An 11,893-nucleotide genomic window follows, 5' to 3' on the forward strand; every position below is an offset into this window, starting at 1 on the left:
TGCTGCGGGGTGACGTACCGGAACGGTGCCTACGTCGTGGACGTCCGTGAGGGCAGGCTGGCGCAGGTGGTCGGGGAGAAGGGCGGCCGCGTGCAGGTCCGGCGGCCCGATGGTGCCCTGACCTGGGAAGTGCCCGCCTCCGCCCTGCGGCTCGCAACGCGGGAAGAGCTAAGCTCGGCTGGGTTGTTGCCCTACCGGAGCGATTGCGTCGAATGCGTCGAGCTGGATGCCGTCCGGCAGAAGGCCGATGCTGGATCCCGGCCGCAGGCCACCGCTGCCACGTGGACTCACTGGATCGCCGCACACTCGGCGCCGAAGATGCAGGGCTGAGCCCCGGGGCAGAGCCTCAGCCCCGGACGAATTCGTCGGTGGTCAAGGTGAGGCCGAGGGCCGTCCTCGTGAGGTCGATCGGTTCACCGAATTCGGCCACCACATGGCTCCGGTACTCACCATCCACCGGCAGCGTGTGCACATGGCAGCGCCCGGTGTGCGGATCCGCGATCACGTGCACCGGGATCCCACCGGCGGCGTAGGCCGCCTTCTTTGCACCGTATTCGCGGTCAGCCGTCCCCCGCGCGGTCACCTCCAGCACGAACTCGACGTCCTCGTAACGCCAGTTGCCCTTTGCGTCGTGCTCCGCACCGTCCCTCAGCTTGTAAAGGCCGGGAGCAAACGCATTGCCGTAGCCCGGGAGATCGAGGCGCACATCGTGCATGATTTTGATGTCCGGCCCGAAGTGATCGGTCATCTGGCTCAGCACATCCGAGATGATGTCCCAGTGCTCGTCCCGCTTCGGCACCATGAGGATGGCACCGCCCACGATCTCGGACTTGCAGCCGCCCGGCGTGATCGTGTAGAGCAGCTCGAACATCTCGTCCAAGCCCTCGTTGTCGGTCGGCGCGATGGTCACCGTACCCCCTCCCCGGCTGCCAACATGTCCCGGCAACCGCACAGTTCAACGAACCGCACAGCCGCCGGGACACGTACAGGCTCAGGTCACTCGTCCACCGGCAACCAGCCGCCCCCCGACACCCGCCCGAACACCACGTCCGCGAAGTGGACGCCGAAGCCGACCGTCCCCGGCTCGGCGAGCTGTTCCACCAGCTGCCGGCGGAAGGCGATGCCGCCCTCCGCGTCGTGGTCGACCGTCACGCGCCATTCCGGGTGCGTCATCTGCAGCGGCGTGTGGAACGCGTCGCCGAAGGCGATCAGGCGGCGGTCGCCGCCGTCGATCACGTACGCCGTGTGGCCCGGCGTGTGGCCGGGGGTGAGCATGACCCGCACTCCCGGGAAGATCTCCTCCCCGTCCGCCACCGTGCGCACCCTCGGTTCCATGGCCTTGAGGGTCTCCGCCGGCGGGGCGTTGTGCACCGCGTCGCGGTGCCGCCACTCCCCCTCCGAGAAGAGGAACTCCGGGCCGTTCAGGCCCTCGTGGTCGACCCAGCCCACGTGGTCGCCGTGGAGGTGGGTGAAAGCCACCGCCTCGATCCGGGCGGCCGGGCGGCCCAGGCCCGCCAGGTTGTCGAGGAGGGCGCCGCCCGACATCGCGCCGACGGGGTTGCCGGGCTGGGCGGGTGAGGACGTCGGGCCGAGGCCCGAGTCGATGAGCAGGGCGCGGTCGGCGCGCTCGACCAGCAGGCCGCCGATGCTCGCCACGAGGTAGCCGGACTCGTCCAAGTACTTCGTGCAGTCCGCCCGGTCCGCGTCCGTCGTGTCCGGGAACCAGTGGCGCAGCGACAGCTGCGCCTCGCCGTCCGGCACGTACGTGACCTTCGTTTCGCCCAGTTGCAGGGAGCGGATGCCCGACGGGCGCCTCAGTCGTTCGCTCATGTCCATCCCCTTCGTCGTTACGCCGCTGCCGGCAGCGCGGCCGCCGTCGCCGGCGTCAGTGCCAGCTCCAGAACCTGTCGGACATCCGATACCGGATGAACATCCAGCGTGGCCAGCACCTCTGCCGGAACGTCGTCCAGATCCGGCTCATTCCGCCTCGGGATGATGATCGTCGTCACTCCGGCCCGGTGCGCCGCGAGCAGCTTCTGCTTCACTCCGCCGATCGGCAGGACCCGGCCCGTCAGCGAGACCTCGCCCGTCATCGCCACGTCCGGGCGCACCTGACGGCCCGAGAGGAGGGAGGCCAGGGCCGTCGTCATCGTGATGCCCGCACTCGGGCCGTCCTTCGGTACCGCGCCCGCGGGGACGTGCAGGTGGACGCCGCGCTCCTTGAAGTCGCCGACCGGAAGCTCCAGTTCCGCGCCGTGGGAGCGCAGGAAGGACAGGGCGATCTGCGCCGACTCCTTCATCACGTCCCCGAGCTGGCCCGTCAGGGTCAGACCGGCCCCGCCCGTCTCCGGGTCCGCCAGCGACGCCTCCACGTACAGGACGTCGCCGCCCGCGCCCGTCACCGCCAGGCCCGTCGCCACGCCCGGTACGGACGTACGGCGCTCCGCCGGGTCCTGCGCGGACTCGGGGGTGTGGTGCGGGCGGCCGATCAGCGGACGGAGTTCGTCCGCGCCGATCGTGAACGGCAGCTCCCGCTCGCCCAGTTCGTGCTGCGCCGCCACCTTGCGGAGCAGGCGCGCGACGGCGCGCTCCAGGTTGCGCACGCCCGCCTCGCGCGTGTACTCGCCGGCCAGCCTGCGCAGCGCCTCGTCCTCCAGGACGACCTCGCCCGGTTCCAGTCCCGCGCGCTCCAGTTGCCGCGGCAGCAGGTGGTCGCGGGCGATGACGACCTTCTCGTCCTCGGTGTAGCCGTCGAGGCGGACCAGCTCCATGCGGTCCAGCAGGGCCTCCGGGATGGCCTCCAGGACGTTGGCCGTGGCCAGGAACACCACGTCGGAGAGGTCGAGTTCGACCTCCAGGTAGTGGTCCCGGAAGGTGTGGTTCTGGGCCGGGTCCAGGACCTCCAGCAGGGCCGCGGCCGGGTCGCCGCGGAAGTCCGAGCCGACCTTGTCGATCTCGTCGAGCAGGACGACCGGGTTCATGGAGCCGGCCTCCTTGAGGGCGCGGACGATCCGGCCGGGGAGCGCGCCGACGTACGTGCGCCGGTGGCCGCGGATCTCGGCCTCGTCGCGGACACCGCCGAGGGCGACCCGGACGAACTCGCGGCCCATCGCCCGGGCCACGCTCTCGCCGAGGCTCGTCTTGCCCACGCCGGGCGGGCCGACGAGCGCGAGCACCGCGCCCCCGCGCCGCCCTCCGACCACCCCGAGCCCCCGGCCGGCGCGCCGCTTGCGCACGGCCAGGTACTCGGTGATCCGTTCCTTGACGTCCTCCAGTCCCGCGTGGTCCGCGTCGAGGACGGCCTTGGCGCCGGGGATGTCGTAGGCGTCCTCGGTGCGCCTGTTCCACGGGAGTTCCAGGACCGTGTCCAGCCAGGTGCGGATCCAGCCGCCCTCGGGGCTCTGGTCGGAGGCGCGCTCCAGCTTGTCGACCTCCTTGAGCGCGGCCTCGCGGACCTTCTCCGGGAGGTCGGCGGCCTCGACGCGGGTGCGGTAGTCCTCGGACTCGTTCTCCGGGTCGCCGTTGAGCTCGGCCAGCTCCTTGCGGACGGCCTCCAGCTGGCGGCGCAGCAGGAACTCGCGCTGCTGCTTGTCCACGCCCTCCTGGACGTCCTTGGCGATCGACTCGGCCACGTCCTGCTCGGCGATGTGGTCGCTGAGCCACTTCACGGAGAGGCGGAGACGGGCGACCGGGTCGGCCGTTTCCAGGAGTTCGACGCGCTGGACGACGGTGAGGAACGGCGAATAGCCGGAGTTGTCGGCGAGCTGGCCGGGGTCCTCGATCTGCTGGACGCGGTCCACGACCTGCCAGGCGCCGCGCTTGCGGAGCCAGGTGGCGGCCAGGGCCTTGTACTCCTTCATCAGCTCGGTCACGGCGCCGGGGAGCGGGTCGGGGGCCGGCTCGTCGATGCGGGTGCCCTCGACCCAGAGCGCGGCGCCGGGGCCGGTGGTGCCGGCGCCGATGCGGACGCGGCTCACGCCGCGGATGAGGGCGCCCGGGTCGCCATCGGAGAGGCGGCCGACCTGCTCGACGGTGCCGAGGGTGCCGGCGGCGGCGTAGGTGCCGTCGATGCGCGGGACGAGCAGGACGCGGGGCTTGGCGCCGGCTCCCTCCGTCCGGGCCGAGGCCTGGGCCGCCTCGACCGCTGCGCGGACGTCCGGGTCGGTGAGGTCCAGGGGCACCACCATGCCGGGGAGGACGACCTCGTCATCCAGGGGCAGCACGGGGAGGGTGAGCGGGGTGGACGTCGAAGCCATGATCTTCCCTTCGGCAGGCAAGTTGAGCTATGCCGACTCAACTGCGTTGGGCTCAGGGATGTTCCGTGGGGGTGTTCGCTGTGAGCGATCAGCGCCCCGAAGGGGCGCGGGGAACTGCGCGATCAGCCACAGCCGACCCGCACCGGCACTCAGCGCCGCTGCAGCCGGTCCTCATCCATCGGCTCCGCCGCACGGGGCCCCGGCACCGTCGGCTCCGGCTCCCCCGCCGATCCGTCCTCACGGATCAGCGACCGGCACGCAAGCCCCGTCAACAGCGCGATCGGATGACCCCAGCTCGACAGCGGGTCGATCAGTTCGATCAGGTCCTGCGCGCACATCAGCCCCGCCACGCCCAGCAGGGCCACCTCGCCGCGCCGCGGCAGCAGGCCCGACAGGGCCCCCACGCACGCCATCAGCCCGAAGCTGATGCCGTAGTCGAGGCGGTGCATCGACGCCTCCGGCAGGGAGCCCGCCGCCACCGCGCCCGCCACCGGGAGTTCCGTGGCCAGCGTGGCCAGGACATGGCCGAGGAGGAAGACGCCGGCCGTGCGGGCCCCGCCCACCCGGCGTTCCAGGGCCGCGAGGACCAGGGCGAAGGCCAGGCCGTACGCCGAGAGCAGCCCGCCCGCGACCCACAGCGCGCTCGCGATCAGCACGACGAGCGGTCGCTGCGCGAGGTGCGCGCCGTCCGTGCTGGACTCGCGCAGGAGCAGGCTCACCGTCTCCGGGTCGCCGAAGTCGGCGTAGAGGGCGGTACCGAGCAGAATCAGCGCGTAACAGAACGTGAAGGGCGTATTCGTCGGCTTCGGCAGCATCCGCCACACTCCGCGCAGCCCGCGCCGTGCGTGCTCGATCACGTGGGCCGCCCCTTCCGGCCTGTCCTGCCTTGGCACCAGAAACATTAAGGTGCAAGGGAGTTCCGCGCAGCAAGCTCTGGCCGCAGCCCCTTACGGAGGCCGTATGCCCGTCCCCACCGGCTCCCCCGTCACCCTCGACCGCCGCGAAGGCCCGCACGGTGAAGTCGTGCTGCGGCAGCGGGGCACACATTACGAGATCATCGCCAACGGGTGCTTCCTCATGGACACTTCCGACGGCCGCTCGGAGCGGCTGCTGGTCGACGCCGCGCTCGCGGCCCTGCCGCCGGGGCGGCCGGAGCCGGCCGTGCTGATCGGCGGCCTGGGCGTCGGCTTCTCGCTGGCGCGGGCGGCCGACGAGCCGCGCTGGGGGCGGATCACGGTCGTGGAGCGGGAGCAGGCCGTCGTCGACTGGCACCGCACCGGGCCGCTCGCGGCGGTCTCCGGCCCGGCGCTCGCCGATCCGCGCACGGAGGTCGTGCACGCGGACCTCGTCGCGTACGTCCGCACCGCACCGGCCGCGCACCACGACGCGCTCTGCCTCGACATCGACAACGGGCCCGGGTGGACCGTCACCGAGGACAACGCCGGTCTCTACTCGCCCGCCGGGCTGGCCGCCTGCCGAAAGCTGCTGAGGCCCGGCGGAGTGCTCGCCGTGTGGTCGGCGCAGCCCTCCCCGGAGTTCGAGGAAGCGCTCCGGAATGCCGGGTTCGCCGGGGTAAAAACCGAAGAGATCAGCGTTGCCCGGGGCGTCCCCGACGTGGTCCATCTCGGTCTCCTCGCCGCGTAGCCGACCTCGCCCGGGTGCCCGTACGCTGCTTGCCACAACAGCACGAGTGGCCAGCGGAATCGGCACAGTCGGCACAGGTAGACGCTTAGGGGCGGGGCGCATGGAGCAGACACACATCGGCCCGAGCGGGACCGCGGCAGCCGCCGGGGCGCAGCGTCGGGTACTGATCGTCGAGGACGACCGGACGATCGTCGACGCCATCGCCGCACGGCTGCGGGCCGAGGGATTTCAGGTGCGGACCGCGGGCGACGGGCCCGCGGCCGTGGACACGGCCGAGGCGTGGCAGCCGGACCTGCTGGTCCTGGACGTCATGCTGCCCGGCTTCGACGGGCTGGAGGTGTGCCGGCGGGTGCAGTCGCAGCGTCCGGTGCCCGTCCTGATGCTCACCGCACGGGACGACGAGACCGACATGCTGGTCGGGCTGGGCGTGGGGGCGGACGACTACATGACCAAACCGTTCTCCATGCGCGAGCTGGCCGCACGGGTGCACGTGCTGCTGCGCCGCGTGGAACGGGCGACGCTGGCGGCGCACACGCCGCGCAGCGGCATCCTGCGGCTCGGCGAGCTGGAGATCGACCACGCGCAGCGCAGGGTGCGGGTGCGGGGTGCGGACGTGCACCTGACGCCGACCGAGTTCGACCTGCTGGTCTGCCTGGCCAACACCCCGCGCGCGGTGCTCTCCCGGGAGCAGCTGCTGGCCGAGGTGTGGGACTGGGCGGACGCCTCCGGCACGCGGACGGTGGACAGCCACATCAAGGCGCTGCGCCGCAAGATCGGTGCCGAGAGGATCCGCACGGTGCACGGCGTGGGGTACGCGCTGGAGACCCCGGCGGCATGACCGGGCGGTGGCCGGTGCGGGGCCTGTGGAGCCGTGCGTGGGAGGCGCTGCGGCCGCTGGACCCCTACCGTTCGGTCAAGGCCGCGCTGGGGGCGCTGGTCACCGTCTCGGTGGTGATCACCACCTTCCTGGTGTTCGTCGCGATCCACTCGGCGACGGAGCTCAGGGTGATCACCATCTTCTCGATCATCGCTTCGCTGCTGATCACCCAGTTCGTGGCGCACGGCCTGACGGCGCCGCTGGACGAGATGACCGCGGTGACCCGGTCCATGGCGCAGGGGGACTACTCCCGGCGGGTGCGGACCGGGCGGCGGGACGAGTTCGGGGATCTGGCCCGGGCGTTCAACCGCATGGCCGCGGACCTGGAGGCGGTGGACACCCACCGCAAGGAGCTGGTGGCCAACGTCTCGCACGAGCTGCGCACCCCTATCGCGGGGCTGCGGGCCGTGCTGGAGAACGTGGTGGACGGGGTCTCGGCCCCCGATCCGGAGACCATGCGGATCGCCCTGCGGCAGACCGAGCGGCTGGGCCGGCTGGTCGAGCAGCTGCTGGACCTGTCGCGGCTGGACAACGGGGTGGTGCCGCTGCACTCGCGCCGCTTCGAGGTGTGGCCGTACCTGGCCGGGGTGCTCAAGGAGGCGTCGATGGCCTGCGGCAGCGGCGCCTCGCCGCGCGCCCGCAAGGACGTCCACCTGCACCTGGACGTCTCACCTCCCGAACTGACGGCACACGCGGACGCCGAACGGCTGCACCAGGTGGTGGCGAATCTGGTGGACAACGCTGTCAAGCACAGCCCCCCGCACGGGCGCGTCACCGTGCGTGCCCGGCGCGGCGACGGTGCGCAGTCGCTGGCCCTGGAGGTGCTGGACGAGGGCCCGGGGATCCCGGAGGACGAGCGGCACCGCGTCTTCGAGCGCTTCAACCGGGGCGACGCCTGTCAGCAGGGCCCGGGCACGGACGGCGGTACGGGCCTGGGGCTGGCGATCGCGCGCTGGGCGGTGGACCTGCACGGCGGGAGCATAGGGGTGGCCGAATCCCCGCGCGGCTGTCGCATCAAGGTCACTCTTCCGGGCGTTCTCTGAGAGCTGATCTGACGTAGGGTCGGTGGTGGAGGCACACATTCGGTGGATGTGGGGCGGGGTTCCGGGGTACCGGAAAGCCCTCGGCACCATCAGCGGAGCGCTAAAACCCCGTGTGTTTCCCGACAAGTCATGCCCTCAAACCACGTGCGGAGTGTGACTTAGGCGACTGCTGGCCCGGGTGGCCTGCATCAAAGGTGCTGAGAGGCGTAGCCTTTATTCCCGCTGTCCACCAGTCTTAGGTAAGCGGAAGAGGGCGGTTGCCGCCGTGTCGCCACAGTCCCCCAGTAACTCGAGCATCTCGGCCGACCAAGCAGGGCAGGGCAAGAGTCCTGCTGATGTGTTCGGTCCCAATGAGTGGCTCGTCGACGAGATCTACCAGCAGTACCTCCAGGACCCGAACTCGGTCGACCGAGCCTGGTGGGACTTCTTCGCCGACTACAAGCCGGGCAAGGCGGTGACCGAGGGCGCAGCCCCGGCGCCGGCCGCCGCTCCGGCCGGTACGGCGCAGGCCCCCGCCGCCGCTCGGCCCGCCGCCCAGGCGCCGGCGGCTCCCGCCGCGCAGGCTCCCGCCGCCCCGGTCGCCCCGGTCGCCGCACCGGCTCAGCCCGCGGCCCCCGCGAAGCCCGCCGCAGCCGCCCCGGCCCCGGTCGCCAAGACCCCGGCCGCCCGGCCGAAGGCCCCGGCCAAGCCGGCCGAGCCGAGCGCCGGTCCGGAGTTCGTGACGCTGCGCGGCCCGTCCGCCGCGGTCGCCAAGAACATGAACGCCTCCCTGGAGCTGCCGACGGCCACGTCCGTCCGCGCCGTCCCGGTGAAGCTGCTGTTCGACCAGCGCATCGTCATCAACAACCACCTCAAGCGCGCCCGCGGCGGCAAGGTCTCCTTCACGCACCTCATCGGCTACGCCATGGTGCAGGCGCTGAAGCTGATGCCGTCGATGAACCACTCCTTCACGGAGAAGGACGGCAAGCCGACCCTCGTCAAGCCCGAGCACGTCAACCTCGGCCTGGCGATCGACCTGGTCAAGCCGAACGGCGACCGCCAGCTCGTGGTCGCGGCCATCAAGAAGGCCGAGACCCTGAACTTCTTCGAGTTCTGGCAGGCCTACGAGGACATCGTCCGCCGCGCCCGCGTCGGCAAGCTGACGATGGACGACTTCACCGGGGTCACCGCCTCGCTGACCAACCCCGGCGGCATCGGCACCGTGCACTCCGTGCCGCGCCTGATGCCCGGCCAGGGCCTCATCATCGGCGTGGGTGCCATGGACTACCCCGCCGAGTTCCAGGGCACGTCGCAGGACGCCCTGAACAAGATGGGCATCTCGAAGGTCATGACCCTGACCTCGACGTACGACCACCGGGTCATCCAGGGTGCCGCCTCCGGCGAGTTCCTGCGGATCATGCACCAGCTGCTGCTCGGCGAGAACGGCTTCTACGACGACATCTTCGAGGCGCTGCGCATCCCCTACGAGCCGGTCCGCTGGCTCAAGGACATCGACGCCTCGCACGACGACGACGTCACCAAGGCCGCCCGGGTCTTCGAGCTGATCCACTCCTACCGGGTCCGCGGCCACGTCATGGCCGACACCGACCCGCTGGAGTACCGCCAGCGCAAGCACCCCGACCTGGACATCACCGAGCACGGCCTCACCCTGTGGGACCTGGAGCGCGACTTCGCGGTCGGCGGCTTCGCCGGCAAGTCGCTGATGAAGCTGCGCGACATCCTCGGCGTGCTGCGCGACTCGTACTGCCGCACCACCGGCATCGAGTTCATGCACATCCAGGACCCGAAGCAGCGCAAGTGGATCCAGGACCGCGTCGAGCGCCCGCACGCCAAGCCGGAGCGCGAGGAGCAGCTGCGCATCCTGCGCCGCCTGAACGCGGCCGAGGCGTTCGAGACGTTCCTGCAGACCAAGTACGTCGGCCAGAAGCGCTTCTCGCTGGAGGGCGGCGAGTCCGTCATCCCGCTGCTGGACGCGGTGCTGGACGCGGCCGCCGAGTCCCGCCTGGACGAGGCCGTCATCGGCATGGCCCACCGTGGCCGTCTGAACGTGCTGGCCAACATCGTCGGCAAGTCCTACGCGCAGATCTTCCGCGAGTTCGAGGGCAACCTCGACCCGAAGTCGATGCACGGCTCCGGCGACGTGAAGTACCACCTGGGCGCCAACGGCACGTTCACCGGCCTGGACGGCGAGCAGATCAAGGTCTCGCTGGCCGCCAACCCGTCCCACCTGGAGACGGTCGACCCGGTCGTCGAGGGCATCGCCCGCGCCAAGCAGGACATCATCGGCAAGGCCGGCACGGACTTCACCGTCCTGCCGATCCAGCTGCACGGCGACGCGGCCTTCGCGGGCCAGGGCGTCGTGGCCGAGACCCTCAACATGTCGCAGCTGCGCGGCTACCGCACCGGCGGCACCGTGCACATCGTCATCAATAACCAGGTCGGCTTCACCGCGCCGCCGGAGTCCTCGCGCTCGTCGATGTACTGCACCGACGTCGCGCGCATGATCGAGGCGCCGATCTTCCACGTGAACGGTGACGACCCGGAGGCCGTGGTCCGCGTCGCGCGGCTCGCCTTCGAGTTCCGCCAGGCGTTCAACAAGGACGTCGTCATCGACCTGATCTGCTACCGGCGCCGGGGCCACAACGAGTCGGACAACCCCTCGTTCACCCAGCCGCTGATGTACGACCTGATCGACAAGAAGCGCTCGGTGCGCAAGCTCTACACCGAGTCCCTGATCGGCCGCGGCGACATCACCCTGGAAGAGGCCGAGCAGGCCCTGCAGGACTACCAGGGCCAGCTGGAGAAGGTCTTCGTCGAGGTCCGGGACGCCGACACGGCCCCCGCGGCCTACGAGCCCCCGGCCGAGCTGCCGGAGTTCCCGGCCGCGGTGAACACCGCGATCTCCCAGGAGGTCCTCAAGCGGATCGCCGAGTCGCAGGTCACCACGCCGGAGAACGTCACGGTGCACCCGCGCCTGGTGCCGCAGCTGCAGCGCCGCGCCGCCAGCATCGAGGACGGCACCATCGACTGGGGCATGGGCGAGACCATCGCCTTCGGCTCGCTGCTGATGGAGGGCACCCCGGTCCGGCTCGCCGGCCAGGACTCCCGCCGCGGCACCTTCGGCCAGCGCCACGCGGTGCTCGTCGACCGCGAGACCGGCGAGGACTACACCCCGCTGCTCTACCTCTCGGACGACCAGGCGCGCTTCAACGTCTACGACTCGCTGCTCAGCGAGTACGCGGCGATGGGCTTCGAGTACGGCTACTCGCTGGCCCGCCCGGACGCGCTGGTGCTGTGGGAGGCGCAGTTCGGCGACTTCGTCAACGGCGCCCAGAGCATCACGGACGAGTTCATCTCCTCGTCCGAGCAGAAGTGGGGCCAGACCTCCGGCGTCACGCTGCTGCTGCCGCACGGCTACGAGGGCCAGGGCCCGGACCACTCCTCGGCCCGCATCGAGCGGTTCATGCAGCTGTGCGCGCAGAACAACCTGACGGTCGCCATGCCGACGCTGCCGTCGAACTACTTCCACCTGCTGCGCTGGCAGGTCCACAACCCGCACCACAAGCCGCTCATCGTCTTCACCCCGAAGTCGATGCTGCGTCTGAAGGCCGCGGCGTCGAAGGCGGAGGAGTTCACCAGCGGCCAGTTCCGTCCGGTCATCGGGGACGACGCCGTCAACCCGGCCGACGTGCGCAAGGTCGTCTTCTGCGCCGGCAAGGTCTACTACGACCTCGCCGCCGAGCGGGAGAAGCGCGGCGCGATGGACACCGCCCTCATCCGCCTGGAGCGGCTGTACCCGCTTCCGGGTGCGGAGGTGCAGGCGGAGATCGCCAAGTTCCCGAACGCGGCCAAGTACTTGTGGGCGCAGGAGGAGCCGGCGAACCAGGGTGCGTGGCCGTTCATCGCGCTGAACCTGATCGACCACCTCGACCTGGCGGTCGGCGCGGATGTTCCGGCGTCGGAGCGGCTGCGGCGGATCTCGCGTCCGCACTCGTCGTCGCCGGCCGTCGGCTCCGCCAAGAGGCACCAGGCGGAGCAGGCGCAGCTTGTTGCCGAGGTGTTTGACGCGTAAC

9 protein-coding genes are annotated in these 11,893 nt (G+C 71.0%); 5 read left to right on the top strand and 4 right to left on the bottom strand.

Annotation, left to right across the window (positions count from 1 at the left end; translation table 11 throughout):
• Nucleotides 1-9 precede the first annotated feature (9 nt).
• The gene (locus ACLHRZ_RS21850) at nucleotides 10-330 is read left to right on the top strand and encodes a hypothetical protein (protein ID WP_490420175.1); all 321 of its coding nucleotides are present in this window, start codon (nucleotides 10-12) and stop codon (nucleotides 328-330) included.
• A 16-nt stretch (nucleotides 331-346) separates the two neighbouring features.
• On the opposite strand, the gene ACLHRZ_RS21855 is transcribed toward ACLHRZ_RS21850, so the two are convergent.
• From ACLHRZ_RS21855 to ACLHRZ_RS21870, 4 genes are all read right to left on the bottom strand, one after another.
• Nucleotides 347-910, bottom strand: coding sequence for a Uma2 family endonuclease (locus ACLHRZ_RS21855; protein WP_490420176.1), 564 nt, complete (start codon nucleotides 908-910; stop codon nucleotides 347-349).
• A gap of 86 nt (nucleotides 911-996) precedes the next feature.
• Nucleotides 997-1,830: an MBL fold metallo-hydrolase gene (locus ACLHRZ_RS21860; RefSeq protein WP_490420177.1), complete on the bottom strand. Its 834-nt coding sequence runs from the start codon at nucleotides 1,828-1,830 to the stop codon at nucleotides 997-999.
• Between the two features lie 17 nt (nucleotides 1,831-1,847).
• Entirely contained in the window at nucleotides 1,848-4,256 is a 2,409-nt protein-coding gene (gene lon / locus ACLHRZ_RS21865; RefSeq protein WP_490420178.1) for an endopeptidase La, read from the bottom strand.
• Between the two features lie 149 nt (nucleotides 4,257-4,405).
• The gene (locus tag ACLHRZ_RS21870; RefSeq protein ID WP_490420179.1) at nucleotides 4,406-5,113 is read right to left on the bottom strand and encodes a rhomboid-like protein; all 708 of its coding nucleotides are present in this window, start codon (nucleotides 5,111-5,113) and stop codon (nucleotides 4,406-4,408) included.
• A gap of 103 nt (nucleotides 5,114-5,216) precedes the next feature.
• On the opposite strand from ACLHRZ_RS21870, the gene ACLHRZ_RS21875 reads away from it, so the two are divergent.
• From ACLHRZ_RS21875 to ACLHRZ_RS21890, 4 genes are all read left to right on the top strand, one after another.
• Nucleotides 5,217-5,900 carry a spermidine synthase gene (locus tag ACLHRZ_RS21875; protein ID WP_490420180.1) on the top strand — a complete coding sequence of 228 codons (684 nt, stop codon included), beginning with the start codon at nucleotides 5,217-5,219 and terminating at the stop codon, nucleotides 5,898-5,900.
• Between the two features lie 100 nt (nucleotides 5,901-6,000).
• Nucleotides 6,001-6,738, top strand: a complete 738-nt coding sequence (locus ACLHRZ_RS21880) for a response regulator transcription factor (protein ID WP_490420181.1) — start codon at nucleotides 6,001-6,003, stop codon at nucleotides 6,736-6,738.
• On the top strand, nucleotides 6,735-7,820 hold the full coding sequence (locus tag ACLHRZ_RS21885) for a sensor histidine kinase (RefSeq protein WP_490420182.1): 1,086 nt from the start codon (nucleotides 6,735-6,737) through the stop codon (nucleotides 7,818-7,820). The genes ACLHRZ_RS21880 and ACLHRZ_RS21885 overlap by 4 nt, the downstream gene beginning before the upstream one ends.
• Nucleotides 7,821-8,085: 265 nt before the next feature.
• On the top strand, nucleotides 8,086-11,892 hold the full coding sequence (locus ACLHRZ_RS21890) for a multifunctional oxoglutarate decarboxylase/oxoglutarate dehydrogenase thiamine pyrophosphate-binding subunit/dihydrolipoyllysine-residue succinyltransferase subunit (RefSeq protein WP_490420183.1): 3,807 nt from the start codon (nucleotides 8,086-8,088) through the stop codon (nucleotides 11,890-11,892).
• The last annotated feature ends 1 nt before the right edge of the window (nucleotide 11,893 follow it).

This window comes from Streptomyces sp. AM25 (genome assembly GCF_058146165.1).